At 58.4% G+C, this 26355-nt stretch carries 29 protein-coding genes; 14 read left to right on the forward strand and 15 right to left on the reverse strand.

The genetic code is table 11. The features are described from left to right. Positions 1-8: 8 nt before the first annotated feature. Complete coding sequence (gene mlaD / locus FPZ52_RS01985; RefSeq protein ID WP_146363193.1) at positions 9-455, forward strand: outer membrane lipid asymmetry maintenance protein MlaD; 447 nt, start codon at positions 9-11, stop codon at positions 453-455. A 2-nt stretch (positions 456-457) separates the two neighbouring features. Next, the gene (locus FPZ52_RS01990; protein WP_146363195.1) at positions 458-814 is read left to right on the forward strand and encodes a DUF2155 domain-containing protein; all 357 of its coding nucleotides are present in this window, start codon (positions 458-460) and stop codon (positions 812-814) included. On the opposite strand, the gene aat is transcribed toward FPZ52_RS01990, so the two are convergent. From aat to accB, 3 genes are read right to left on the reverse strand one after another with little or no spacing between them, the layout of a single operon-like run. Continuing rightward, positions 778-1416 carry a leucyl/phenylalanyl-tRNA--protein transferase gene (gene aat / locus FPZ52_RS01995; protein ID WP_146363197.1) on the reverse strand — a complete coding sequence of 213 codons (639 nt, stop codon included), beginning with the start codon at positions 1414-1416 and terminating at the stop codon, positions 778-780. The genes FPZ52_RS01990 and aat overlap by 37 nt on opposite strands. A gap of 14 nt (positions 1417-1430) precedes the next feature. Continuing rightward, a complete protein-coding gene (gene accC, locus FPZ52_RS02000) occupies positions 1431-2780 on the reverse strand; it encodes an acetyl-CoA carboxylase biotin carboxylase subunit (RefSeq protein WP_146363199.1) in 1350 nt (449 codons plus the stop codon). 9 nt (positions 2781-2789) lie between these two features. Further along, positions 2790-3287: an acetyl-CoA carboxylase biotin carboxyl carrier protein gene (accB, locus tag FPZ52_RS02005; protein WP_146363201.1), complete on the reverse strand. Its 498-nt coding sequence runs from the start codon at positions 3285-3287 to the stop codon at positions 2790-2792. A 385-nt stretch (positions 3288-3672) separates the two neighbouring features. On the opposite strand from accB, the gene aptA reads away from it, so the two are divergent. Both aptA and FPZ52_RS02015 read left to right on the forward strand, forming a co-directional pair. Beyond that, positions 3673-5001, forward strand: coding sequence for an omega-aminotransferase AptA (gene aptA / locus FPZ52_RS02010; RefSeq protein WP_146363203.1), 1329 nt, complete (start codon positions 3673-3675; stop codon positions 4999-5001). 38 nt (positions 5002-5039) lie between these two features. Continuing rightward, positions 5040-5396, forward strand: a complete 357-nt coding sequence (locus FPZ52_RS02015) for an ACT domain-containing protein (RefSeq protein WP_146365627.1) — start codon at positions 5040-5042, stop codon at positions 5394-5396. Here the strand turns inward: FPZ52_RS02015 and FPZ52_RS02020 are convergent, their stop codons facing one another. From FPZ52_RS02020 to FPZ52_RS02050, 7 genes are all read right to left on the reverse strand, one after another. Further along, a complete protein-coding gene (locus FPZ52_RS02020; RefSeq protein ID WP_146363205.1) occupies positions 5397-5678 on the reverse strand; it encodes a glucose-6-phosphate isomerase in 282 nt (93 codons plus the stop codon). Between the two features lie 131 nt (positions 5679-5809). Next, positions 5810-7762 carry an acetate--CoA ligase gene (gene acs / locus FPZ52_RS02025; protein WP_146363207.1) on the reverse strand — a complete coding sequence of 651 codons (1953 nt, stop codon included), beginning with the start codon at positions 7760-7762 and terminating at the stop codon, positions 5810-5812. A 57-nt stretch (positions 7763-7819) separates the two neighbouring features. Further along, a complete protein-coding gene (locus FPZ52_RS02030; protein WP_146363209.1) occupies positions 7820-8575 on the reverse strand; it encodes an ABC transporter ATP-binding protein in 756 nt (251 codons plus the stop codon). 14 nt (positions 8576-8589) lie between these two features. Then, positions 8590-9351 carry an ABC transporter ATP-binding protein gene (locus tag FPZ52_RS02035; protein WP_146363211.1) on the reverse strand — a complete coding sequence of 254 codons (762 nt, stop codon included), beginning with the start codon at positions 9349-9351 and terminating at the stop codon, positions 8590-8592. Between the two features lie 12 nt (positions 9352-9363). Beyond that, positions 9364-10572: a branched-chain amino acid ABC transporter permease gene (locus FPZ52_RS02040; RefSeq protein ID WP_146363213.1), complete on the reverse strand. Its 1209-nt coding sequence runs from the start codon at positions 10570-10572 to the stop codon at positions 9364-9366. Between the two features lie 3 nt (positions 10573-10575). Next, positions 10576-11607, reverse strand: coding sequence for a branched-chain amino acid ABC transporter permease (locus FPZ52_RS02045; RefSeq protein ID WP_146363215.1), 1032 nt, complete (start codon positions 11605-11607; stop codon positions 10576-10578). 107 nt (positions 11608-11714) lie between these two features. After that, positions 11715-13061, reverse strand: coding sequence for a substrate-binding protein (locus FPZ52_RS02050; protein WP_146363217.1), 1347 nt, complete (start codon positions 13059-13061; stop codon positions 11715-11717). A 216-nt stretch (positions 13062-13277) separates the two neighbouring features. Between FPZ52_RS02050 and FPZ52_RS02055 the strand changes: the two genes are divergently transcribed. The 5 genes from FPZ52_RS02055 to FPZ52_RS02075 all read left to right on the forward strand — a co-directional run bounded on the left by FPZ52_RS02055 (position 13278) and on the right by FPZ52_RS02075 (position 18996). Continuing rightward, a complete protein-coding gene (locus tag FPZ52_RS02055) occupies positions 13278-14612 on the forward strand; it encodes a helix-turn-helix domain-containing protein (RefSeq protein ID WP_146363219.1) in 1335 nt (444 codons plus the stop codon). 23 nt (positions 14613-14635) lie between these two features. After that, positions 14636-15004, forward strand: a complete 369-nt coding sequence (locus tag FPZ52_RS02060; RefSeq protein ID WP_146363221.1) for a response regulator transcription factor — start codon at positions 14636-14638, stop codon at positions 15002-15004. Then, positions 15001-15291, forward strand: coding sequence for a hypothetical protein (locus FPZ52_RS02065; RefSeq protein ID WP_146363223.1), 291 nt, complete (start codon positions 15001-15003; stop codon positions 15289-15291). Before FPZ52_RS02060 ends, FPZ52_RS02065 begins: the two co-directional genes overlap by 4 nt. After that, entirely contained in the window at positions 15291-17972 is a 2682-nt protein-coding gene (locus FPZ52_RS02070; protein ID WP_146363225.1) for an ATP-binding protein, read from the forward strand. The genes FPZ52_RS02065 and FPZ52_RS02070 overlap by 1 nt, the downstream gene beginning before the upstream one ends. A 91-nt stretch (positions 17973-18063) precedes the next feature. Beyond that, the gene (locus FPZ52_RS02075) at positions 18064-18996 is read left to right on the forward strand and encodes a FliM/FliN family flagellar motor switch protein (protein WP_168201245.1); all 933 of its coding nucleotides are present in this window, start codon (positions 18064-18066) and stop codon (positions 18994-18996) included. On the opposite strand, the gene FPZ52_RS02080 is transcribed toward FPZ52_RS02075, so the two are convergent. Then, the gene (locus tag FPZ52_RS02080) at positions 18984-19415 is read right to left on the reverse strand and encodes a protein tyrosine phosphatase family protein (RefSeq protein ID WP_146363229.1); all 432 of its coding nucleotides are present in this window, start codon (positions 19413-19415) and stop codon (positions 18984-18986) included. The genes FPZ52_RS02075 and FPZ52_RS02080 overlap by 13 nt on opposite strands. Before the next feature lie 150 nt (positions 19416-19565). Between FPZ52_RS02080 and FPZ52_RS02085 the strand changes: the two genes are divergently transcribed. Further along, the gene (locus FPZ52_RS02085; protein WP_146363231.1) at positions 19566-19778 is read left to right on the forward strand and encodes a hypothetical protein; all 213 of its coding nucleotides are present in this window, start codon (positions 19566-19568) and stop codon (positions 19776-19778) included. Between the two features lie 4 nt (positions 19779-19782). Here FPZ52_RS02085 and FPZ52_RS02090 read toward each other — a convergent pair whose 3' ends face one another. Beyond that, entirely contained in the window at positions 19783-19998 is a 216-nt protein-coding gene (locus FPZ52_RS02090; RefSeq protein WP_146363233.1) for a hypothetical protein, read from the reverse strand. Between the two features lie 133 nt (positions 19999-20131). On the opposite strand from FPZ52_RS02090, the gene FPZ52_RS02095 reads away from it, so the two are divergent. Both FPZ52_RS02095 and FPZ52_RS02100 read left to right on the forward strand, forming a co-directional pair. Next, a complete protein-coding gene (locus FPZ52_RS02095; protein ID WP_146363235.1) occupies positions 20132-20389 on the forward strand; it encodes a DUF2312 domain-containing protein in 258 nt (85 codons plus the stop codon). 62 nt (positions 20390-20451) lie between these two features. Beyond that, positions 20452-20706 (forward strand): hypothetical protein, encoded by a 255-nt coding sequence (locus tag FPZ52_RS02100; RefSeq protein WP_146363237.1) that lies wholly within the window; start codon positions 20452-20454, stop codon positions 20704-20706. Here FPZ52_RS02100 and FPZ52_RS02105 read toward each other — a convergent pair. Next, complete coding sequence (locus FPZ52_RS02105; RefSeq protein ID WP_146363239.1) at positions 20703-21464, reverse strand: alpha/beta fold hydrolase; 762 nt, start codon at positions 21462-21464, stop codon at positions 20703-20705. The two genes, FPZ52_RS02100 and FPZ52_RS02105, sit on opposite strands and share 4 nt — an antisense overlap. A gap of 109 nt (positions 21465-21573) precedes the next feature. Between FPZ52_RS02105 and FPZ52_RS02110 the strand changes: the two genes are divergently transcribed. Beyond that, positions 21574-21954, forward strand: coding sequence for a hypothetical protein (locus tag FPZ52_RS02110; RefSeq protein WP_146363241.1), 381 nt, complete (start codon positions 21574-21576; stop codon positions 21952-21954). 18 nt (positions 21955-21972) lie between these two features. Here FPZ52_RS02110 and glyA read toward each other — a convergent pair whose 3' ends face one another. Then, positions 21973-23268, reverse strand: a complete 1296-nt coding sequence (gene glyA / locus FPZ52_RS02115) for a serine hydroxymethyltransferase (protein WP_146363243.1) — start codon at positions 23266-23268, stop codon at positions 21973-21975. Positions 23269-23422: 154 nt separating this feature from the next. Here glyA and FPZ52_RS02120 point away from each other — a divergent pair, with 154 nt between their 5' ends. Then, positions 23423-24187, forward strand: coding sequence for an NAD kinase (locus FPZ52_RS02120; protein WP_168201322.1), 765 nt, complete (start codon positions 23423-23425; stop codon positions 24185-24187). Here the strand turns inward: FPZ52_RS02120 and FPZ52_RS02125 are convergent. Further along, positions 24184-26079: a propionyl-CoA synthetase gene (locus tag FPZ52_RS02125; protein WP_146363247.1), complete on the reverse strand. Its 1896-nt coding sequence runs from the start codon at positions 26077-26079 to the stop codon at positions 24184-24186. The two genes, FPZ52_RS02120 and FPZ52_RS02125, sit on opposite strands and share 4 nt — an antisense overlap. Positions 26080-26355 lie beyond the last annotated feature (276 nt).

Here is a 26355-nt window from a genome sequence, read left to right on the forward strand (position 1 = left end):
AGGCAGGCATGGCACAGAACAAGGCAGAAATATTGGTCGGAGCCGTCGTGCTCTGCGTCGCGGTCGGGTTTCTTGCCTACGCGAATTCTAGCGTGGGGGCCGTGCGGTCGACCTCGTCCGAGTACAATCTGACGGCCAGTTTCCGGTCGGTCGAAGGCATTGCGGTCGGTACGGATATTCGGCTGGCCGGGGTCAAGGTGGGAACGGTGACGGGCTTGGACCTGAACCCGGAAACCTTCAAGGCGGATGCCGAACTGTCCCTGAACAAGGATGTTGTACTGCCCGATGACAGCGCGATTATTATCTCGTCCGAAGGGCTACTTGGTGGCAACTACGTCGAGGTGCTGCCCGGTGGCTCTCCCTTCAATTATGAACCGGGGGCCGAGGTCGTAGATACGCAAGGGGCGGTCAGCCTGATCTCGCTTCTGATGAAGTTCGTTTCGGGGTCCGAATAACGATGCGGGCGCTGACTGGCTTCGTTGCCATGCTGCTAGCATCCACAGCATCCGCGCAGGAGGTCACCTCCGCAGGAGGTGCAACCTTGCGCGGGCTTGATCGCCTTTCCGGTGAACTGACCGACCTTGATGTGGCGATCGGCGAAACGGTGGAGATGGGGCGCTTGACTGTGAGGCTGGAAGACTGCCGCTATCCTACAGAAAACCCGTCCGGTGATGCCTTCGCGTATTTGGTGATCGAAGACACCAAAGCCGGTGCGCAACTGTTCGATGGCTGGATGGTAGCGTCCTCGCCCGCGCTGAACGCCCTCGACCATATGCGCTATGACGTGTGGGTCATCCGCTGCAAAACCGCCTGACAGCCCGGAACTTTTCCACCTCGGTTGAAGTCGGCGTCAGCGTTCAGGGCTGACGACAACCGCCGCTTGTAGTCTTGTCTTGGAATTTCAATCGCACCGAGCGAAAGAAGATGTTCGGTCACGAATTGCGTGTCGAACAGTCTATAGCCGCCGAGCTTCAGACGGTCGATCAAATAGGTCAGTGCGATTTTCGAGGCGTCAGTGCGCCGTGAAAACATACTTTCGCCGAAGAATGCGCCGCCCAGCGACACACCGTACACACCGCCGACAAGATCGTTCTGGTCCCACACTTCGGCGGAGTGTGCGAAACCCAGAGAGAACAAATCACTATACAGCCGGTGGATCGTGTCATTGATCCAGGTCTCGGAGCGATCCGCACAGCCTGACACGGTTTGTTCGAAGGCTGTGTCGAAGCTGACCTGAAAGGGTGTTTTGCGTATCCTGCGCGCGAGCGAGCGGGAAACGCGGAACTCGCCCAACGGGATCACACCGCGCAGGTCCGGGTCGACCCAATATATTTCTGGATCGTCGCGGGATTGCGCCATGGGGAAAACCCCCATGGCATAGGCTTGTAGCAGTAGGTCCGGCGTCAGCGTCTCCACGTCAGCCAGATCGCCTACTGTTCGTACTCACTGGCCAGCCAGTGTTCCAGCCAGTGAATGTCATAATCGCCCGACAAAATGTCGGGTTCCTGAAGCAGACGCTCGAACAATGGTACGGTTGTGTCTATGCCGTCGACGATCAACTCACCCAGTGCGCGACGCAGGCGAGCCAGCGCTTCTGGTCGATCACGGCCGTGAACGATCAGCTTGGCGATAAGGCTGTCATAATAGGGCGGGATCGAGTAGCCCTGATACAGGGCAGAATCCATACGAACGCCCAGACCGCCGGGTGCGTGATACGCAGTAATCTTGCCGGGGCAGGGCGAGAAGTTCGGAAGTTTTTCGGCGTTGATCCGTACTTCGATGGCGTGGCCGTTCACCTTCAGATCGTCTTGAGTGAAGGACATTGGTTCACCAGCGGCGACACGGATCTGTTCGCGCACCAGATCGACGCCGAAGATCCCTTCGGTCACGGGGTGTTCGACTTGAAGGCGGGTGTTCATTTCAATGAAATAGAACTGCCCGTCTTCATACAGGAACTCGATCGTACCCGCGCCTATATAGTTGATCGCCGCGACGGCTTCGGCACAGCGTTGGCCAATTTCCGCGCGGATTTCGGGCGTAATGGCCGGGCCGGGAGCTTCTTCGAAGACCTTCTGGTGGCGGCGCTGCAAGGAACAGTCGCGCTCGCCCAGATGAACGGCGTTGCCTTTGCCGTCGCCGAACACCTGAATCTCGATATGGCGAGGTTTGCCGAGATACTTCTCGATGTAGACCTCGTCATTTCCGAAAGCCGATTTCGCTTCTGATCGGGCGGTGCGGAAGGCGTTTTCGATGTCGGCTTCGCTGCGCGCCAGTTTCATCCCGCGCCCCCCGCCACCTGCAGTCGCCTTGATGATGACCGGATAGCCGATCTCACCAGCGATCCGCCGCGCGGCGTCCATATCTGGAACGCCACCGTCAGAGCCGGGCACCACGGGCACGCCGAGATTCTTCATCGTTTCCTTGGCGGTGATCTTGTCGCCCATGACGCGGATGTGTTCCGCTGTCGGTCCGATGAAGGTCAGATCATGGTCTTGCACGATCTGAACGAAACTCGCGTTCTCGGACAGGAAGCCATAGCCTGGATGGATGGCCTCGGCACCAGAAATTTCGCAGGCCGAAATGATGGACGGCATATGCAGATAGCTGGAAGTGCCGGGAGGCGGGCCGATGCAGACGCTTTCATCTGCCATACGCACATGCATTGCGTCGGCGTCTGCCGTCGAATGGACCGCGACGCTGGCGATGCCCATCTCGCGACAGGCCCTTATGACGCGCAGGGCGATTTCACCGCGGTTTGCAATCAGGATTTTCTCGAACATGGCCAGGCCCTATTCGATGATCATCAAGGGTGTGCCGAACTCCACCGGAGCTCCGTCCTCGACCAAGATTCGTTTGACCGTGCCGGATTTCGGGGAAGGGATCTGGTTCATGGTCTTCATGGCCTCGACGATCAGAAGTGTCTGGCCTTCGCTGACCTGCGTGCCGACCTCGACGAAGGACTGTGCGCCGGGTTCGGGTTGCAGATATACGGTGCCCACCATCGGCGATGGAACGGCGCCGGGATGCGATGCGGGATCTTCCTGTGCCGCGGCTGCTTCTGGTGCGGCAGGTGCGGGCGCGGAAGGCGCCGCTGCGGCTGGCACGCTCACCGCGGTTGGTGCGCTTGCGGCAGGTGCGGCGTATTGGTGGCGGCTGACCCGGACATTGAGCGTGTTGTCTTCACCGTATTCACGTTTGACCTGAAGCTCGGTCAGATCGTTTTCCCGCAGCAGTTCCGCCAGCGCTTGGATGAATGCCACGTCTTCTCCGTGGGGGGTGTCGGTCATGGGTTCTTCGCTCGCCCTCTGTTATGTCTGATGCAATTGGCCATGCATGTAGGCCTTTCCTACACCGTTTGGAAATAGCTGAAAAGCAATGGCTGTGCAGAATATGCGCCACAGCCTACAGAAAATTTGCGCATTTCTTTCATTTTTCGGGTTTCTGACGCCAGAGCCGAGCTCGACAGCCCACGTAAATACACAGAAACACGCAACACTTGCGTCTAAGGCAGCTTGTCGATTCTGAAGAAAATTTTTGATCAAAAAGTGCCGATTGATGCGCTCTGCTTCTTGACTGCCCTTGCGCCTCTGCTAGCGTTTGCTCAAATGACGCCCATTCGCGCGCATTCACGGACAGCAACATGCCGATCGCGGCAGTTTTGAAGGACTTATCATGGCATACTCCGGTTCTACCGCACCAAATGACCTCTCCGCGTTCTGGATGCCATTCACGGCCAATCGTCAGTTCAAGTCGAAGCCGCGCATGCTGGTGGCAGCAGAGGGCATGCACTACACTACGGCGGATGGACGGCAGGTATTGGACGGCACAGCTGGGCTTTGGTGCTGCAATGCGGGGCATAAGCGGTCAAAAATTTCCGAGGCCGTTAAGGCACAGGTGGATGAGTTGGATTATGCGCCGGCCTTTCAAATGGGTCACCCGAAGGCGTTCGAACTGGCATCCAAGGTGCGCGACATGGCCCCCAAGGGCATGGAGCATGTCTTTTTCACCAACTCCGGATCCGAGAGTGTTGAAACGGCGCTGAAGCTTGCCATCGCCTACCACAAGGCGCGCGGGGATGCAGGACGGACCCGGCTGATCGGGCGAGAGCGCGGCTATCACGGCGTGAACTTCGGGGGAATTTCCGTCGGTGGCATCGTGAATAATCGCAAGCATTTCGGAACCCTTCTGACGGGCGTCGATCACTTGCCGCACACACATTTGCCAGAGCAAAACGCCTTCACCAGGGGCGAGCCGGAACACGGCGCTTACCTGGCCGATGAACTGGAAGACATCGTCGCGCTGCACGGTGCCGAAACCATCGCTGCCGTGATCGTTGAGCCGGTCGCCGGATCGACCGGCGTGCTGATCCCGCCAAAAGGGTATCTCCAGAAGTTGCGCGAGATCACCAAGAAGCACGGGATATTGCTGATTTTTGATGAGGTCATCACGGGCTTTGGCCGTCTCGGCGCACCATTCGCCGCGGATTATTTTGGTGTGACCCCTGACCTGATCACGACGGCCAAGGGGTTGACCAATGGCGTGATTCCAATGGGCGCGGTGCTGACGTCTTCCGAGGTCCACGATGCATTCATGAACGGTCCCGAGAACATGATCGAGCTGTTCCACGGTTACACCTATTCCGGTAGCCCCATCGCGGCAGCCTGTGGCATTGCAACGCTCGACACCTATCGCGAAGAAGGGTTGTTCGAACGTGCGGCGGAGCTATCGTCGTATTGGCAGGAAGGACTTCATGCGCTGAAGGATCTTCCCCATGTGATCGATATCCGCAACTTGGGCCTCATTGGTGCGGTGGAACTGGAATCGATCCCGGGTAAGCCTACCGCTCGTGCCTTCCAGGCCTTCCTCGACGCCTATGAAAAAGGTGTGCTGATCCGCACGACCGGTGACATCATCGCAATGAGTCCGCCGCTGATCATCGAGAAGTCGCATATCGACCAGCTGTTCGGGACGCTGGCCGATGTGCTGAAGTCGCTCGACTAGGAAGTCCGTTGGGAGGCAGGGTAAAACACCGGGACGCAATGATCTCTGGCATGTCTCCTCGCTTGGTCGAGGGGACATTCTGCTTTGTCACGGCGGCGGACGACGCCGGTCTTTCGCGACTTTTGCCTGACGCTAAGGCGATGTTCAGGGAAGGTGAAGGACTATCCTTGATCATGCCAGCGCGTATGGGGGATGATCCGGTATTTTCGCAAATCACGCTGGATGTTCATTCGGCGCTGGACGGGATCGGGTTGACCGCTGCCGTTTCAACCCTTCTGGCTGGGGCTGGCATTCCGTGCAATGTGGTGGTGGCGCACCATCACGACCATGCTTTCGTTCCCATTGATCAGGCCGCCAGCGCCTTGACAGTATTAGAGGAACTGGCGTCCGGTTAATCAGGTTTCGGGGCAGTCACGTACATAGACGGTTTCGCCGTCGCCACTGTGATATGCGCATTCATTCGTGTCACGGTTCCGTGCATACAATGCGCCGGCCGCACCGGCGGCGGCTGCCGCGGCGATCGTCCATGCCGGATCGCTAGCGATTGCGTTTGCGGCGATTGCGGCAATGGCAGCGGATGCAAGGCCTGTGCCGATCATGTCTTGCTGTCTCTGATCTTCACAGGCCGATACTGCGAGACTGGCGGCCAAGGCGGTGGAGATGACGACGGATCGCATGGCATTTCCTCAGGTTGTTTGTCCTAAGGTAACCCTACCGCGTTTGACGGGGAACTGTAGAGTTCTTCTGGCTGAGTTAAAAAGCCCGCCGGTTAGGGCGGGCTTTGCGAAGTGCGACGGGTGACTGACGCTTAGCTTTTGCGATTGGCAATCAGATCATCGACGACCGAAGGATCAGCGAGCGTCGAGGTATCACCAAGAGATCCATAGTCATTCTCGGCAATCTTGCGCAGGATACGCCGCATGATCTTGCCTGAGCGTGTCTTGGGCAGACCTGGCGCCCATTGGATATGATCTGGTTTGGCGATGGGACCGATTTCCGTGCGGACCCATTTTTCAAGATCCTTGCGCAATTCGTCAGATGGTTCCTGATCGTTCATCAGCGTGACATAGGCATAGATGCCCTGACCCTTGATCTCATGCGGATATCCGACGACGGCCGCCTCGGCGACAGCGATATGCGCGACCAACGCGCTTTCGATTTCTGCCGTGCCCATGCGGTGCCCAGACACGTTCAACACGTCATCCACGCGTCCCGTGATCCAGTAATAGCCATCTGCATCGCGACGACATCCATCGCCGGAGAAATAGTAACCTTTGTAGTCCGAGAAATATGTCTTCTCGAACCGTTCATGGTCACCATAGACGGTGCGCATCTGACCCGGCCAGCTATCCTTGATCGCCAGAACGCCTTCTGCTTCGACGGTTTCGATCTCGTCGCCGCTTTGCGGGTCAAGTACCACAGGCTGGACGCCGAAGAAGGGCAGGGTCGCGGAGCCAGGCTTGGTGGGCGTCGCGCCGGGCAGCGGTGTGATCATGTGCCCGCCCGTTTCTGTCTGCCACCAAGTGTCGACGATGGGCAGTTTCCCTTTGCCGATATTTTCGTTGTACCAGTTCCATGCTTCAGGGTTGATCGGTTCACCTACTGTGCCCAGCACCTTCAACGACGACAAATCGCATTTCTCGACGAATTCCGTGCCTTGCCCCATCAATGCACGGATGGCGGTCGGCGCGGTGTAGAACTGGTTGACCTTGTGCTTCTCGATCACCTGCCAGAAGCGTGAAGCGTCGGGATAGGTCGGCACGCCTTCAAACATCAGCGAGGTCGCCCCGTTCGCAAGCGGGCCGTAAACGATGTAGCTGTGCCCGGTGACCCAACCTACATCCGCGCCGCACCAGAACACGTCGCCGTCATGGTAGTCGAATGTGAACTTCTGGGTCATGGACGCGTAAAGCAGGTAGCCGCCGCAGGTATGCACGACGCCCTTCGGTTGACCAGTGGATCCCGATGTGTAGAGGACGAACAGAGGGTCTTCCGCACCCATCGGGCGCACAGGGCAATCCGGCGCTACGGTTTCCATCATTGCTTTCACGTCGACATCGCGGTTCTCGATCCATGTCGTCTGACCGCCGGTGTGCTTCACCACCAAGCAGCGCACCTTGTCGGAACAGTGCAGAAGCGCGGCGTCGGTGTTGGATTTCAGGGGCGTCTTGCGGCCGCCGCGCGGGGCTTCATCGGCCGTGATCACCAGCTTTGCATCGCAGTTGTTGATACGGTTTGCCAGCGCATCGGGCGAGAAGCCGGCGAAGACGACGGAATGAACTGCGCCGATGCGTGCGCAGGCAAGCATTGCATAAGCCGCTTCGGGGATCATCGGCAGGTAGATCACCACGCGATCACCGCGCATCACACCCTGGCTGAGCAGTACATTGGCGAAACGGCAGACCTTCTCGTGAAGCTCGCGATAGGTGATATGCAGAGCTTCGGCGTCCGGCTCATCCGGTTCCCAGATGATCGCGGTCTGGTCAGCACGGTCCTTCAAGTGGCGGTCGATACAGTTCGCGGCGACGTTCAGGACGCCGTCCTCGAACCATTTGATGTCGACCTGGCCCAAGGTGAAGTCTGTTGATTTGACCTTGGTATAGGGCGTAATCCAATCGAGCCGCTTGCCCTCTTCACCCCAGAAGGTTTCGGGATCTGACACGGACGCCTCATACATCGCCTTGTAGCGGTCGGCATCGACATGCGCATTCTTCACGAAGTCGTCGGAAGGGGGATAGGGTTTTGGATTTTCGTCGAGCATCGAGGCTCCTCCCTTACGAGGATGCGCGCGCTCCTCTCGGCACGCATCCGGATAGAATCAGATGGCCAGATAGTTGTGGCGCAGTTCCTCATTGTCGAGGACCTCTTTTGCCGTGCCGTCAAAGACGACCTGACCCGTATCCAAGATCACAGCCCTGTCCGCGAGGTTCAATGCCGCAACTGCATTTTGCTCTACAATAATCGTGGTGATGCCCTGTGTTTTGATCAGGTTCAGCGTCTTTTCGATTTCCTGAACGATGACGGGAGCGAGGCCTTCGTAAGGTTCGTCCAACAAGAGCAACTTGATGTCACGGGCCAGTGCGCGGGCAATGGCGAGCATCTGTTGTTCCCCGCCCGACAACGTCACACCTTCCTGTTTGCGCCGTTCACCAAGACGGGGAAACAATTCGTAGAGACGTTCCAGCGACCAGCCGACCGGCGGTGTGATCTGGGCGAGCTTCAGGTTTTCCTCGACTGTCAGGCCCGGAATGATCCGCCTGTCCTCGGGCACCAACCCGCAGCCGGACACAGAGGCCTGAGCAGAATTCATCCGGTGAAGCGGCTGATGATCCAACCACACTTCGCCGTGTTTCAGTTCGGGGTTGCCAAGGCGCGCGATGGTGCGAAGCGTGGAGGTCTTGCCTGCGCCATTGCGACCGAGCAGTGCTAGAATCTCGCCTTCATGCACGTTAAAACTGACGCCCTGCACGATGTAGCTTTCGCCATAATAGGCGTGCAGATCCCATGCTGAAAAATAGGCCGGTGCTGTTTCGGCATGATTGGCGTGTCGGGAAAAATCGGGTCTGGTGTTCATGTCATTGTCCTTCGTCACGCAGCATGGGCCTGACCGAGATAGGCTTCCTGCACCTTTGGATGGCCTTTGATCTTTTCGGGGATGTCCTCGACCAACGGGGTGCCCTGTGCGAGCACCGTGATCCGGTCCGCGAGTGAGAACACCACATGCATGTCGTGCTCGATGATCACCATGGTGATGTCGCGTATTTCGCGGATCTCTCGAAGCAGACCGATCGTGTTGTTCGTGTCAGCCCGCGCCATCCCCGCCGTCGGTTCGTCCAGCAGCAAGAGCTTGGGGTTCTGGACAAGGCACATCGCCATTTCCAGCCGCCGCTTGTCACCGCGCGACAATGATCCGGCATGATCGTCGCGTTTGTCGATCATGTTGACGTCAGTCAGAATGGTCTCGGCACGCAGCAGCATGTCCCGTTCATTGCCGACCTGCTCGAAGGCATGCATTCGGAACGCGCCGTCTCGCTTGGCAAAACAAGGGATCAGGACGTTTTCCAGTACCGTCAGGTCGCCGAAAATCTCAGGTGTCTGGAACACCCGGCTGATCCCCATCTGGTTGATCTGATGCGGCTTGCGACCGAGCACGGACTGGTTGTCGAACATCACCGACCCCGTGTCGGGGATCAGCTTGCCCACCAGGCAGTTGAGCAGCGTCGATTTGCCTGCGCCGTTAGGCCCGATGATCGCATGGACCGAATTTTCCTTCACCGAAAGGTTTACATCGGACAATGCTTTCAGCCCACCGAAGTTCTTGTTGACGCCTTTGACTTCGAGAATACCCATCGAAGCTTCTCCTTATTCCGCAGGGGACGTCTGACGCGCAGAGGCGTGATCGTCATTCTTGGTGCGCTTGCGTTTGAACAGCCGCCCGATGCGCTGCCCGCCTTCGATCAAACCGCCCGGCAGGAAGATCACGACCAGCATGAACAGCAGGCCCAGTGTCAGGTGCCAGCCCTTGCCGACGAAGGGGTGTACGATGAAGACCAGCGCATCTTCCATCCCGTCAGGCAGTACGGCGAACCATGTATGCAGGACGTTGTCGTTGATCTTGGAGAAGATGTTCTCGAAATACTTGATGAAGCCCGCACCCAGCACTGGCCCAAGAAGCGTACCCGCGCCACCAAGGATGGTCATCAGAACGACTTCGCCCGATGCTGTCCATTGCATCCGCTCCGCCCCAGCCAGCGGGTCCATCGATGCCAGCAACCCACCGGCCAGACCGGCATACATGCCTGAGATCACGAAGGCGGCCAACGTATAGGGGCGGGTGTTCAGGCCGGTATAGTTCATCCGGTTCTGGTTCGATTTTACCGCACGGAGCATCATTCCAAAGGGTGAGCGGAAAAGCCGCACGGACAGGTAGAACGCCAGCAGCATCAGGATCGCGCACAGGTAGTAACCCGTGTTGAACTGGAACGCCCAAGGGCCGATATCCATGACGTGGGTCGCCCGCATTTCCAGGCCGAACAGGTTCGTCACGGGGATGGATCCATCGGCCGTCGCCGTCTGCCCGATGATGCGCGGGTCGCTCAGCGTGACTTGCAAACCCGTTTCGCCATTGGTGATCGGCGTCAGAACGGAATAGGCGAGGTTGAAGCTCATCTGCGCGAAGGCCAGCGTCAGAATCGAGAAATAGATGCCTGACCGTCGCAGGCTGATATAGCCGATCAGCAGGCTGAACAGCCCAGCGATGATCACCGACAATATGATTGCGGGGATGACATTCATGCTGAGCAGCTTGAACATCCACACGGCCGAGTAGCTGCCCACGCCCAGAAACGCGGCATGACCGAAGGACAGATAGCCGGTCAGCCCGAACAGGATGTTGAAGCCGATGGCGAAGATCCCGAAGATCACGAAGCGCTGCATCAGGTCGGGATAGCCTGCGTTGAACTGCGCCAGCGACGAGTTCTCCGGAAACGGGTTCAGGATGAAAGGGGCGCATAGCGCAAGGGTGGCGACGATGATCAGGGTGATCGTGTCACGGCGATTGAGACCGAGCATGGGTTATTCCTCCATCACGCCGCGGCGGCCCATGAGGCCACGGGGACGGGTCAGCAAAATGATGATGGCCACCAGATAGATGATGATCTGGTCGATGCCGGGAAGAATCGACTTGATCTGGTTCATCGAGGCAAAGGATTCGAGAATGCCGAGCAGGAAGCCGGCCAGGACCGCGCCGGGCAGGCTGCCCATGCCGCCGACGACGACAACGACGAAGCTGAGCACGAGGAAATCCATACCCATGTGATAATTTGGTGAATTGATCGGCGTGTACATCACGCCTGCCAGACCCGCGACGGCTGCCGCCAGTCCGAACATCAGGGTAAACCGCTTATCGATGTCGATGCCCAGAAGCCCGACGGTTTCGCGATCCGCCATACCAGCGCGCACCACCATGCCGAATGTAGTAAACTGCAAGAAGGCAAACACCGCGCCGATGATGACCATGGCAAACGCGAAGTAGATCATGCGCCAGTAGGGATAGATGATGACATTCGGGTCGAATCCGAGCAGAACGCCAAAGTCGAACGATCCGCGGAAAGCTTCGGGGGCGGGTGTGGGGATTGGATTTGCACCGAAGAAATACTTCACGATCTCCTGCAGCACGATCGCCAGGCCAAAGGTCACAAGGATCTGGTCAGCGTGTGGACGCTTGTAGAAATGCTTAATCAACCCACGTTCCATCGCAAATCCGATGAACAGCATGATCGGAATGGCGAAAAGAACTGCCAGCGGAACGGACCAGTCTATGATGGTTTGCCCGGCGGCTTCGCCGAACCACTTCTCGACATAGGGGATCTTTATCTCCAAAGGATTGCCGAGGAAGTCTTTCTTTTCTGGGTCAATGACGGTGTAGCTGAGCGACAGGAGCCGCTGAAGTGTTACAGCGCAGAACGCACCGATCATGAACAGCGCGCCGTGCGCGAAGTTGACGACGCCCAGAGTGCCGAAAATCAGCGTCAGGCCGAGGGCGATCAGCGCATAGGCCGATCCTTTATCAAGACCGTTGAGCAACTGAAGCAGAATTGCGTCCATTGAATTCGCCTGTTGGATAAATTTCGCTGAACGACGCCGCGCGTTTACGGCGCCGTCCGGCGATCATTGTTGTGAAGGTGCCGGACCTTGCGGTCGGCACCCTTTGGTTATGCGCCGGGGTTACACGACCCGAGAGCACCGCCAGCGAACATCGGGTGATCCGGTTCGTATTCGACTTGAGCGCGGGGTGTGACTTCCACGATCTCCACGAGGTCGAACTCGTTTTCCGGGTTCTCCTTGCCGCGTACGACAACCACGTCCTTGAAGCACTGGTGATCTTCGGCGCGATACAGGGTTGGGCCGTTGCCCAGCCCGTCGAACTCGAATCCTTCCAACGCCTCACCCACTGCACAGGGATCGAACGACTGCGCACGGTTCACCGCATCCGCGTAAAGCAGTGTCTGGGCGTAGCAGGTGTGCGCCGCCTGGCTCGGCGGGAAGCCGTATTTTTCGCCGAAGGATTTAACGAAAGCCTTCGTGCCCTCATCAGGTAGCTTCCAGTCCCAGTTCTGCGATCCGGGGATACCCGCGATGTTATTGCCCGCACCGCGTGCCATGAGTTCGGAGTAGAGCGGCACGACAATTTCGAAGTTCTTGTTGTTTACCGATTTGTCGCGAAGTCCGAATTCCACGGCGTTCGTCAGCGAGTTGACCATGTTGCCGCCGTAGTGGTTCAGAACCAGCACATCCGCGCCGGAGTTCAGTACCGGCGCGATATAGGACGAGAAATCCGTCGCGGCCAAGGGTGTCAGGACGTTGTTGATCGTTTGCCAGCCAATTGCCTCGGTCGCCGCCTGGATCGACTCCTGCTGCGTCCAGCCCCAAGTATAGTCGGCGGTCAGGTGATAGGCCGCGCGGTCATCGCCGTAGAGGTTCTTCAGCACGGGGGCGAGCGCCGCTGCTGACATGTACGCGTTGAAGAAGTGGCGGAAGCCGTTGGCCTTCTTGTCCTTGCCCGTGGTGTCATTGGAATGGGTCAGACCGGCCATGAAGATCACACCGGCTTCCTGACATAGCCCCTGAACTGCAACGGCGACCCCCGAAGACGAGCCGCCGGAGATCATGATGGCGCCGTCTTTTTCGATCATCGATTTGGCAGAGGCGCGGGCCGCGTCCGATTTGGTTTGCGTGTCGCCGGTGACGTACTCGACCTTCTTGCCCATGATGCCCGTACCGTCGAGCGTCTTGGACGAGAAGGTGCTCATCATACCGCCATCACCGCCACCGTTCAGGTGTTCGACTGCCAACTCGAATGCACGCAACTCGTCAGCACCCTCATCTGCATAGGGACCGGTTTGTGGCACATTGAAGCCCAGTGTCACGGTGTCGCCGGTCGGCTCGTTGGTGAAAGCCCGCGCAGATTGGGCGGTGAAGATCGTGGGCACGGCAAGGCCGGCACCCGCAATGGTTCCCGTTTTCAGCACGCCACGGCGTGTGAGATCGGTCTTGGACATGAAATCCTCCCATGTTGATTTTCGAACCGCCTCCCCGCGGCCCGGCACCTTTACAGCGCGTCTTCATTATTCAGGGCAGATGGAAAACCGAGCAATAAGTCTTTGGAAAACAGAAAATATAGTGTAAACAAATTACGGGAGATAGTTCATGTCTTGTAAAGTTATTATCTTGCGGTTGCGGCAAGGTCGTGATGCGCGCGGGTTCGTGCCGGAACGATGACCGCTACGCTGATAGGTACGCGTATTCGTGAGCGCAGGCTGGCACTGGGGTTGCGGCAGATCGAGCTCGCACGGGTTGCCGAGATATCGGCTCCCTATCTGAACTTGATCGAACACAACCGGCGCAAGATTGGCGGCAAACTGCTCGTCCGATTAGCCAAGGCGCTGGACACTGATGTTTCCTTGTTGAGCGAGGGTGCCGAGGCTCGGCTTGTGGATGAGCTCAATTCTGCGGCCACCGCAGACCGGATGGCGCAAGCCGAAACCGCGCGGATTGATGAATTCATCGGTCGCTTTCCGGGCTGGGCGCACACCTTGGCGGAGCGTCAGCGACACATCACCGCGCTTGAACACCGCGTTGCCGCGTTGAGCGACCGCCTGGGGCACGACCCCGTGCTTTCTGACGCGCTGCATGAGGTTCTGTCAAAGGTGTCCGCGATCCGGTCGACGGCAACGATTTTGGCTGAAACTGATGATCTTGACCGCAACTGGCAGGACCGCTTCCACCGGAACCTCGATACGGATAGCGCGGAACTTGCACGGACATCTGCGAAACTGGCACTTTATCTGGATGCGCGTGAGAACCCTCAACGGAACCGGTTGACACCGCAGGATGAGTTGGACGCTTATCTGGATGCGACCGGTCATTTTCTGGCGGGGCTGGAACAAGGGGGGACACTGGACGAAACGCCCGAATACGCCGATGCCGCACAGATGGAACGGGGCGTCCGCGACCTCTTGATTAGCCACCTGGAGCAGTACGCGCGGGATGTTGAACGGTTGCCGGAAACGTCGTTTGTAGCGCTACTTGAGGGCTCTCAGTTGGATCCGGTGGTCCTCGCGCGCCGGGCCGGTGTGGATCTGGGCACGATGCTACGGCGAGCGGCGGTCTTGTTGCCGCGTTCGGGAGGCAAGGAAACGGGCCTGATCGGATGTGACGCCTCTGGCGCCTTCATCTTGCGCAAATCCCATGACTCCTTTGTCCCGCCGCGATTTGGTGCGGGATGTGCTTTGTGGCCACTTTATGATGCCCTGGCTCAACCTTCTGTGCCCGTGCAAACCCTGCTGCGTCTCAATGATGGGGAAGAGACCTTCATGGCCCATGCCGTGGCTACAGTTGACTACCCGCGTGGGCTTGCTGCAGGACGGAACGTGCGGTCCTACATGCTGGTGCTGCGCGACGAAGACAGGAAGGCTCCGCGCAGGTTGGTAGGTACAACCTGCCGGATGTGTCGCGTCAACGACTGCCTTGCGCGGCGTGAACCATCCATCTTGACGGTTAGTTTTGACAGGGAACGGGCAAATGAGAATACTCCTGCCAATAATGATTAAAAGGGTTGGGGAGGAGAATATGAATGGGGCATCGGGTCCTGCTCATTGAGGATGAGCCGAACATTGCCGAAGCGATACGCTTCATATTGCAACGCGACGGATGGTCCGTTGCCTGTCACGCGAACGGCGCCACTGCGAGTGAAGCAATCGAGCGACACCATCCGGATGTGGTTGTGCTGGACATCATGCTTCCACAGAAAAGCGGCTTCGATATCTTGTCGGACATCCGGCATGGTGCGGAGACCGCGGATCTGCCGGTGCTCATGCTGACGGCCAAGGGGCAGTCCAAGGATAAGGAACGCGCGGAAAAGCTTGGGGCGAGCGCTTTCATGACCAAGCCGTTTTCCAATGCCGAAGTGATCGAACAACTCCGCGCACTGGTAAACAGATGAACGACGAACGGCCCCCGATCTTCCTTGAACGGCAGGGCTATCGCCGTCGACGGCTGGTCGATGCGTGGCGCATGTTGCCGATTTTCGGGTTGTTGCTTTTTCTGATGCCGCTGTTGTGGGGGCTCGGGAATGAAGCCGAGCAGCCCGGTCTGGCCGTGCAGACGATCTATCTGTTTGTCGTCTGGTTCCTGTTGGTCGCGTTCGGGGCGGTGATTGCCATTGCCTTGGAACGCCATGACGACCGAGCCGGCGGACCGCGCCGCAGTTTTGATCAGGATGGCGGCTGATGGTTCCGTTCAACCTGCTGGTCGGGGTGGCGTTGGCCTATGTTGCAATCCTGTTCGTTGTGGCGTTCTGGGCCGATCGGCGAGCACTGCGCGGGCGGGGCGGGTGGTTGCGTTCACCTTGGGTCTACACGCTGTCGCTGTCGATCTACTGTACTGCGTGGACCTTCTATGGCGCAGTCGGGTATGCGGTTCGGTCTGGGCTCGAGTTCCTGACCATCTATATCGGCCCCACACTTGTCATGATCGGATGGCTATGGGTGCTGCGTAAGATGATCCGGATCGGGCGCACACAAAGGATTACCTCGGTCGCCGATATGATTTCCTCGCGATATGGCAAGTCCACTTTCCTGGGTGGGGTGGTCACGCTGTTCGCCGTGGTTGCCAGCACGCCGTATATCGCGCTTCAGTTGCAGTCAGTCACGTTGTCCTTCAGCGTCTTCGCAGCGGATGGGCTTAGGACGGGCGTAAGTGGTGCCCATTCCGGCACAACGATCTGGGTCGCGGTCGGGCTCGCGGTCTTCACGGTGTTGTTTGGCACACGCAATCTGGATGCAAATGAAAGGCACCACGGGATCGTCACGGCCATCGCGCTGGAAGCGTTGGTCAAGCTCGCGGCTCTGTTGACCGTTGGCGTGTTCGTTGTTTGGTTCGTCGCGGATGGCCCTTCAGATATGCTGGCGCGGATCGATGCATCGCCCATTGCGGACGTGCAGACAGACGGCACGCGCTGGATGGCGTTAATCTTTCTGGCGGGCGCCGCATTTCTTTGCCTTCCCCGCATGTTCCAGGTGCTCGTGGTCGAGAACGAAGACGAATCCCATTTGTTCACCGCCTCGTGGGCTTTTCCGCTGTATCTCGCGATGATGAGCATCTTTGTGGTGCCGATTGCGGTCATCGGGCTTGCCATACTGCCCGAAGGGTCCAACCCTGATCTGTTCGTGCTGACCATTCCGCTGGCGCTCGATCATGGGACCATCGCAATGCTGGCCTTCCTGGGGGGGTTGTCCTCGGCCACGTCAATGGTGATCGTGGCGGCACTGGCGCTGGCAACGATGGTATCGAACCACATAATCATTCCCGTCTGGCTTAGGACGCGAAAGGTCGGGGCGACGATGTCCGGCGACGTGCGCGAGGTGGTTCTGATGTCGCGCCGCCTCAGTATCGCGGGGGTATTGGCGCTTGGATACTGGTATTATCGCTATTCGGGTGGTGGAGAGGCACTGGCCGCCATGGGGTTGGTGAGCTTTGCAGGTGTCGTCCAGCTTCTGCCGGCTTTGTTCGGCGGAATTTTCTGGCGTGGCGCGAGCCGTGTAGGTGCGGTTCTGGGCGTTTCAGTCGGCTTTTTCGTCTGGCTCTACACGCTGTTCCTTCCAAGCCTCGGCACCGTCTATTCTACTTCGCTGATGCAGGCTGGGCCTTGGGGAATAGCGTGGCTGCGCCCGCAATCTCTTTTCGGGCTGTCCGGGTTAGACCCGGTCATCCACGCCTGCATGTGGAGTCTCGCCTTCAATTTCGCCTTCTTCTGTATCGGATCGCTTCTGAGCTTTCCCCGCCCGATCGAGCGGCTTCAGGGGGCGCAGTTCGTACGTGTCTTCGACTATTCGTCCAACCCGCGCGGCTGGACTCGCAGCGAGGTCGAAGCCGAAGACCTGTTGATCATGGCGCAACGCATCCTTGGTGCGTCCGAGGCCCAGACGCTGTTCCAGTCCGAAGCGCGCGCCCAAGGCAAGCAAGGCTATCTACCCGATGCCACGCCCGATTTCATTGAACGGCTGGAGCGTGAACTCAGTGGCTCGGTCGGGTCGGCAACGGCGCACGCGATGATCGGACAGATCGTGAGCGGGGCTGCAGTGTCGGTTCAAGACCTGATGGCGGTGGCCGATGAGACCGCGCAGATGATGGAATACTCCTTGCAGCTGGAGGCGCAATCGAAGGAATTGGCACGCACGGCACGACAGTTGCGTGAGGCGAATGACAAGTTGACTGAACTCTCGGTGCAAAAGGATTCCTTCCTTAGCCAGATCAGTCATGAATTGCGCACACCGATGACGTCGATTCGAGCATTTGCAGAAATATTGATTGATGCAGACAATCTGTCAGCGGATGAACGGACTCGGTATTCGACGGTCATTCTGGACGAGGCCATGCGCTTGACCCGGCTTCTCGATGCATTGCTGGATTTAAGTGTTCTGGAACGTGGTGGCGTGCAGCTTGATCTGCGGGAGGCACTGCTGTCCGATGTGATCGACAAGGCCGTTATCGCGTCGCATAGCAGTGCGAGAGAGTCCGACTTGGTTATACTCCGCAGCGCTGCTGCCGAAGCGGTGTCACTTGTGACAGATGTGGACCGTTTGAGCCAAGTTTTCATCAACATCATCGCCAATGCGCGCAAATATTGCGAGGCCGATGATCCTAAGCTGCAAATCCGTGTTCAGCAGCGCAGCGACGAAATCATTGCGGATTTTGTTGATAATGGCCGCGGAATACCAGCGCGTAGCGAGCCGCTGATCTTCGAGAAGTTCTCCCGACTGAGCGATCAGTCCTCTGCCGGTGGCGCGGGGCTTGGGCTCGCGATTTGCCGAGAAATCATGAACAAGATGGGCGGCTCCATCTCCTATCTGCCAGGTCAGGGCGGAGCAGCATTTCGGGTGATCATTCCAAAAACTGCGCTGCAAGCCTAGCCGCTTCAGGTGTTGGTAACCATCGCTATGCAGTGTGGTCGCGACTCGCAGAACATGGTCGCGGAACATGGAACACTTGCACAGAAGCTTGATGCGTCGGAAGGCAAGACACGGGAAAGCGGAGCCGGAGTCTGGCACCGTCTCGATTTCCCAAGCGTTGCGACAAAGCGTGCTGAAAGTGGCGCACTACCTGCTGCCTGTAAGCGCAGAAGTGGCCAATCAGTCAGAGTATAGCTTATCTTTGGAACAACTAGCTGACCAAATCACGGACTTCAGTCTTGTGTTTGGCTTGAGGGATGGATCGGAGACAAAGGGGCTTATCGTCGCGGACCGGCAGGTTCTCGCCGGGCTTATCGGGGCAATGACCACAGGCAGGATCGAACGCGATGAATTGCCCGACCGTATGCCGACGGCTACGGAGGCGCATTTGACAGAACGATTCTTTGCGTCTGTCGTCGGGGGAACCACCACAATCCTGTCCGAACACCCCGGTATTTATTCCGCGCCCGTACTAACCTCGGGAACATACGTTGGTGATCTGAAACAAATCCCGCATCTATTGACCGATGTCCCGTATCGCTTGGCACAGGTTGACGTCGAGTTGGGTCATATCCGGCAAGGCATGATTGGCTTGGCGATCCCCGAAAGGGCCAGGCCTGTCAACCGAGGTGGGGTTGCAAAGCCCGCCGAAATGTCGGGAACCGCTGTCATCGAAGCCGCATTAATGGGAAGCGACGTTCCGATCGAGGCGGTTCTGCACCGTTACCATCTGCCAATTGCTCGCGTTGCCGAACTGAAGCCCGGAGACAGCCTGCCTTTGCCGAGCAGAGCCCTGGCTCATCTTACGCTGGTTGGAAGCGGTGGCGAAGTGATCGCGACGGCTCGTTTAGGCCAAACGTGCGGTTGTCGTTCCGTAAAGCTGCGGGCCGAGGCGGTGGGCGACGAAGATTCTCGCTACACCGACCTCGAGATTGACGAAGCGAGCGCACCCTCGGCGGTACTGACAGCGGTTCAGTCGGACTGAGACGCGAAAGCTTCAAACTGTGCGCGCAGCCCTGAATGGTCGTAACCCGCACGTGTGGTTGCGGCCAGAATTTCATCTAACGCCATGTCCGGTGCCTTCACCAACGACCAAACGATAGATGAACGATTTCCGGACGCGCAATAAGCAAGAACCGGCCCGTCTGCCGCAGCCATCGCGTCACGCTGGGTGGCCACGTTGTCGAGCGTCATGGCACCGGGAGAGACCGGGTTCTCAACAAAACGCAGCCCTGCCGCCTCAATCGCGGTTCGCATCGCGATGGCGTGCAACTCAACAGGAACTTCCGCATCAGGGCGGTTACAAATGACCGTGGTAAATCCCGCTTCCTTGACCAGCGGAATGTCATGCGGTTCGATCTGTGGCGAAACCGCATAGTTGTCGGAAAGGGCGCGTATATCCATGGAACTGGTTTAACCTGTCTGCGTTTATTGGTCCATAACACATTCGGCGCCAAAGCGCCGCAAGAGCCAAAGTAAGCCGGTTGTCATCTGCGTTTTACTGATTCTGTGGCATACTTTCGAAAAGGTGTTGCTACTGGGGAGGAGCACGTGATGTCCGAGAGGATCCTACATCAGATTCATGAAATCGAAGATTCGGCGCGGGATGCCAGCGCGAGCGAACTTGCGATGCTTGTTGACCGACTGCGCCGTATTGCGCTCGACGTACCAGCAGGTGATGCGAGTACGTCCCGTCATTTGCGGCTGGAATTGCGGCGCGTCGAGGGTGACCTGATCGAACAGCAGTTTGATAACGTGCCCGTCTGAGGTCTCAGCCGAACGCGATACCAAGAACAACGCAGATCAGACCGATAGCTGAAATCAGCAGGGCGAACAGATTGCGGGGGACGACCTGCTGGAGTGCCACGCGCAGTTCCTCGTCGGAGGTACTGGTTTTGCGTGCTTTCGCGACCGTAGAGATACACCCGATGATACCCGCCATGCCGATGAGCGACATTGCCGCGCCGATCCAGATGAGAAATTGCATTCCGGGCCCTCCTGTCGCTTGCCTCTACCGGCTTGTATTGGTGGACGCAACATCTGCGCCGCTTGCGACACGGGTTTTCCAAGGGTAGGAGAATGTCTGCAAAATACCCCGTTGAGCAGTGTCAGGAGGCAAAATGTCCGTCGTCGAAACCGATCCCCAAAGCGTCACCGGCGCCGAGCTGCGTTCTTTCGTGGAACGTATCGAGCGTCTCGAAGTCGAGAAGAAGGAAGTCGCTGAGCAGATCAAGGAAGTTTATGCCGAGTTGAAAGGCCGAGGCTTCGATACCACGGCAATCCGCGCGATTGTACGCCGCCGCAAACAGGATCCTGATACGATAGCGGAACAGGAAGCCGTTCTGGAACTATATATGGCGGCGCTCGACATGCGCTAATGCAGGGCAGTGTCGGAACCCTCCGCCGTCATCACGCGTTGATAGACCAAAGGAGAGTTCCGATGGACCGCCTGAGTCTTTATATCACGATGATGACGTCGACGGTGTTGACGCTGACCTTTGTCCTTGTCGTGCTATTGCTCGGATGGACCGGTTACGTCACCGTGTTTGGTGCAATCGTTCTGGGTCTTGTGCTCGCCTACCCGATCAGCTTCTTGATTAGCCGTCGTATCAAGCGCCACGATCCACATTGGGATGAAAGAAAGATCGAAAAGGCCGACAATCCGGTGTTCGATCCCGGTACGCCCGAGGTTTAACTGCTGAGAAAAACCCGCGCAGTCGCTTCAAACTCGCGCGGTTTCTCGGCGTGAAGCCAATGCCCCGCGCCAGGAATTTTAACGAACTTTGCCTGTGGAAACAGCTTCGTGATTTTGCTGCGATGCTCGCGCTGGACGTAATCGGATGCGCCGCCTGACAGGAACAGCGTTGGGCCGTCAAAGACCCCGTCAATGTCCGGAAAGCCGATGATCCTGGGCATGTCCCGAGCAAGCACATCAAGGTTCAGCCGCCATGATTTCGACTTCGGATCGAGGTTCTGCAGGATGAAAGCGCGTACAGCGCGTTCGGGAATGATGTTCTGCAACTGGCTGTCTGCGTCGCCCCGTGTCTTGATCCGATCCAGATCGACGGATCGCATCGCGTCAATTATCGGCATTTGGGTGTGGCTATAGGTAACGGGGGCTATGTCCGCGACGATCAACTTGCGCAGCAATTCCGGATGCGCCGTAGCAAGAACCATGGACGCCTTTCCGCCCATGGAATGTCCCAGCACATCCATCTTCGTGCCATGTGCGTTGATGACCTCCGCCAAATCGTCGGCAAGGTCGAAATAGCTGTGGCCATCTTTCCAGTCGCTGTCACCATGGTTGCGCATGTCAACCGCGATCACCTGCCGCTGATCGGACAACCGCTTGGCGATCACCCCCCAGTTGCGAGCAGAGCCAAACAAGCCGTGGACGACCAGAAGGGGCACGACATCCTGCCGGGCTTCTCCGTGAATGATGCAGTTGAGCACGATGACCTCTCAGATTTGCCGCGATTTCGCCTGTGTGGTCCAAGGTTGTCAACCGAGCTGTCTTGCCTTTCTGCGTCCTTTCACAGATGTTCTGCGCGTCGGAGGAACCATGGCGCAGATTGACATCCAGAAAGCCAACCAGCAGCTCAGCGAGCTTCTGCACAGAAAGCTCGGTTCTTCCGGTAATGGGTTGGAGAAGCGTTTGCACAGGGCGGGCCGTGACCTGCCGCGACGTGTCCGAAAAGCGGGGCGCTATCTGGTCAAGATCGAACAGATGTCAGGTCACCCCAAGTTGGCGATGCAGGTCGATGAGGGGCGTGTGAAGCACTCGATCCAGATTTGTCGGGATTTTCTCGATGGAATCGACCCGGACGATCGGCGCAAAGGTCGCGTTATCGGCATTGTCGCCGAGATCGCGTTCAATTTTATCGTGCTGGCGGGGCTGATTGTAGCCGTTCTGACGGTCACGGGGCGGATCGGGCCGAACTGAGTCCGGCCCGATCATGTCTTACAGTCCCGGATACAGCGGGAACTGATCGCAGAGCTTGAGAACCTTCGCCTTCACGGCCGCTTCGACATCGGCGTTGCCTTCTTCGCCGTTCTTGGCCAGCCCGTCGACGACTTCGACGATCCAGTCCGCGATCTGGCGGAATTCAACCTCTGAAAAGCCGCGGGTTGTGCCAGCGGAGGTACCCAGACGAACACCGGAGGTCACCATCGGTTTTTCGGGGTCGAACGGAATGCCGTTCTTGTTGCAGGTGATGTTGGCGCGTCCCAGTGCGGTTTCGGTTGCGTTGCCCTTCACGCCCTTGGGACGCAGGTCCACCAGCAGGACGTGCGTGTCGGTGCCGCCGGTGACGATGTCCAAACCGCCCTTCATCAACTGGTCGGCCATGGCTTGCGCATTTTTCACGACCTGCGCGGCGTAGTCCTTGAATTCAGGGCGCAGCGCCTCGCCAAAGGCGACGGCCTTCGCTGCAATGACATGCATCAGCGGGCCACCCTGAATGCCGGGGAAAATCGCTGAATTCACCTTCTTCGCGATGTCGGCGTCGTTGGTCAGGATCATGCCGCCGCGCGGGCCGCGAAGCGTCTTGTGCGTGGTCGTGGTTGCGACATGGGCATGCGGGAAGGGCGAGGGGTGCTGGCCGCCTGCGACGAGGCCCGCGAAATGTGCCATGTCCACCATTAGGTATGCGCCCACGCTGTCCGCGATCTCACGCATCTTGGCAAAATCCACCTGGCGCGGAATGGCAGAGCCTCCGGCGACAATCAACTTGGGTTGGTGTTCGGTCGCGAGTTCCTGGATCTGGTCGTAGTCGATCTGCTGATCCTGACGGCGCACACCGTACTGAACCGCGTTGAACCATTTGCCCGATTGGTTGGGCTTCGCGCCGTGGGTCAAATGACCACCCGCATCAAGGCTCATCCCGAGAATCGTATCACCCGGTTGCAGAAGTGCGGTGTAGACACCCTGGTTCGCCTGGCTGCCAGAATTGGGTTGCACATTGGCGAAGTCACACCCGAAGAGCTGCTTGGCGCGATCAATCGCCAGGTTTTCGGCGATGTCCACATACTCGCAGCCACCATAGTAACGGCGACCGGGATAGCCTTCGGCATATTTATTTGTCAGAACAGTGCCTTGCGCCTGCATGACGGCGCGGCTGACGATGTTCTCCGACGCGATCAGTTCAATCTCGTTGCGCTGGCGACCAAGTTCCTTGGTCACGGCGGCGAAGATTTCTGGATCGCGGTCACCGAGGCTTTGGGTGAAGAAACCGGAATCTGCTTGGGGTGCGTTCATGGGGATCTCCCTTCTCTGGGGGTGAGAGCGCAATCTCTCGTCGCGGTCTCTCTACCCAATCGCACCCATTTGCGAAAGCCCCGTTGGTGACGGGTTCCGCTTGTGTTTTACGTTTCGGCGCGCGATGTCCAAGGGGAAGCGGAGGACAGCAATGATTGCAGCACGGAAGCTCGCATTCGTATCCAGTGGCGAATTGGTCGCGGAACAGGCGCGTATGGAATTGATTGAACGTTACGGTGAGGTTGATCCAGCGAAGGCCGATGTGATCGTGGCGCTCGGCGGCGACGGGTTCATGTTGTCCACCCTTCACGAGACGCAAGAATTGAACATCCCCGTCTATGGCATGAACCGCGGTACAGTCGGTTTTCTGATGAATGCCTATTCGCCCGACGACCTGCTGAAACGCCTTGCCAATTCCGAAGAGGCGCTCGTCAACCCGCTGTTCATGCGCGCAGAGCGCGCCGACGGGTCAACGCATGACGCACTTGCGATCAACGAGGTGTCGTTGCTGCGCGCCGGACCACAGGCGGCGAAGCTGAAGATTTTTGTCGACGGACGCGAACGCATGGACGAGTTGGTCTGTGACGGTGCCCTGCTTTGCACGCCAGCGGGGTCGACAGCCTACAACTACTCCGCCCATGGGCCAATCCTGCCAATCGGTGCGGATGTGTTGGCACTGACCGCAATGTCGGCTTTCCGTCCTAGGCGCTGGCGCGGAGCGCTTCTCCCTAAGACGGCGCATGTCCGCTTCGAAGTCTTGAACCACAAGAAGCGTCCGGTCATGGCCGATGCGGACGGGCGATCTGTGCGCGACGTGATTGCTGTCAACATTCACTGCGAAACGGCAGTCACGCACCGCCTGCTGTTCGATCCGGGTCACGGGCTGGAGGAACGGTTACTGCGTGAACAGTTCGTTTAGGGCCGTTTCAGGACGCCTGCGTTTTGGAACGCCTGCCTGATCTCGTCAATGATGGCGGGGTCGTCGATGGTGGGCGGTATGGCTGGATCTTCTCCGTCGGCCAGTTTGGCCATCGCTGACCGCAGGATTTTTCCTGACCGGGTTTTCGGCAGGCGCTTCACGGCAATCGCTGTCTTGAAAGACGCCACTGGGCCGATTTCCTTTCTGACCAGGTCGATGACCTCGGTGGCGACATCGGACGGCTCGCGAATGCATGACGTGCTGAGGCATAGAAGGCCGATGGGGCGCTGGCCTTTCACCTTGTCGCTGACGCCGATTACCGCGCATTCCACGACGTCGGGATGAGTGGCCAAGACCTCCTCCATTGCGCCCGTGGACAGTCGATGTCCCGCAATGTTCACCACGTCGTCGGTGCGCGACATGATGTAGACGTAGCCATCCTCATCCACGAAGCCTGAATCGCCGGTCTCGTAATAGCCGGGAAAGCGGGACAGATAGGCTTGTTGGTAGCGATCCGGTGCGCGCCACAAGCCGGGCAGGGTGCCAGGTGGAAGGGGCAGGCGGATCGCAAGGGCGCCGAGTTGGCCAGATGTCACGGGTTCACCGTCTTCGCCGAGCACTTCGATTGAATGTCCGGGCATGGGCACTGTGGGTGAGCCGGGCTTGATCGGCAGTTGCTCGATCCCAATCGGGTTGGCGCAGATTGCTGAACCCGTTTCCGTCTGCCACCAGTGATCGATAACCGGGACGTTCAACTTCCGTGTGGCCCAGTCAATCGTCGTCGGGTCTGCGCGCTCACCCGCCAGATAAAGTGCCTTGAGAGATGACAGATCGTGTTTCTCGATCAAAGCGCCCTCAGGGTCTTCACGCCGGATTGCCCGAAAGGCGGTCGGTGCGGTGAAAAGCGCCTTAACCTTGTGTTCTTCGATGACGCGCCAGAACGCTCCGGCATCGGGCGTTCCCACGGGCTTGCCTTCATAAACCACGGTGGTGCTGCCATTCACCAGCGGACCGTAGCAGATATAGCTGTGACCGACGACCCAGCCAACGTCGGAGGCCGTCCAGAAAACCTCACCCGGCTGGATGTCATAGATGCTGCGCATGGTCCACGCCAGCGCGACGAGGTGCCCACCATTGTGCCGGACAACCCCCTTCGGCTTACCCGTCGTGCCGGAGGTGTAGAGGATATAGAGCGGGTCGTTTCCAGCAACGGCCACGCAATCGACCGCTTCGGCATCCTGAACGAAGCTTTGCCAGTCGATGTCTCTCGGACTAGTCATGTCCGGTATGAATTGCGGGCGCTCCACAATGACGCAGAATTCGGGGTCATGTGCGGCGATTTCGATCGCCTCGTCGAGCAGCGGCTTGTATCGGACAATCCCGCTTGGTTCGATCCCGCAAGATGCGGCCAGGATCGCCTTGGGTTGGGCGTCTTCGATCCGCGCCGCCAGTTCCCGAGCCGCGAAGCCGCCGAAGACAACCGAGTGGATCGCCCCGATCCGCGCACAGGCCAGCATCGCGATCAGGGCTTCGGGCACCATCGGCATGTAAATCACGACCGTATCGCCCTTAGTGACACCGCGCGCTTGCAGCGCACCGGCAAGCCGGGCGACGCGGTCAAGCAACTGCGCATAGGTCAGTCTAGACTTCGTGCCCGTAACGGGGCTGTCATGGATCACAGCGGTCCGGTCCCCATGACCGGCGGCCACATGCCGGTCTAACGCGTTCCAGCAGGTATTCACCTGCGCGTCAGAAAACCACTCGTAGAACGGGGTGTCCCCATCGAACAGCGCGCGCGTGGGCGACCTGATCCAGTCAACCGCTTCGGCCTGTTTCAGCCAGAATGCTTCCGGATCGGCCAGCCAATCCGCATACACGTCCTTGTAGCCCATACATTGTCCTCCCTGCGGGAAAGACTATGCGGGTCGCGACCTGCGGGGCAAGCGTGCTCAATCTTCCTTGGGCAAGTCACAATGCTGGTCGCTGACGGGTCTTTCACACGTCTGGTAGCACTGACGCGTGACGTCGTGCGACGAGTTGAAGCTTGCAGATTGATCGCGGTCCACGGAAAACCCGGCAGAACGACGGCGAGAAACGCGGCGACGGGTGCGGCACAGGTTCGACGGCAGCTTTCTCAATGGCAGTGTTGTTGCCAAAGCGGTGACGCC

The organism is Qingshengfaniella alkalisoli (assembly GCF_007855645.1).
In the GTDB taxonomy this organism is placed as follows: Bacteria; Pseudomonadota; Alphaproteobacteria; order Rhodobacterales; family Rhodobacteraceae; genus Qingshengfaniella; species Qingshengfaniella alkalisoli.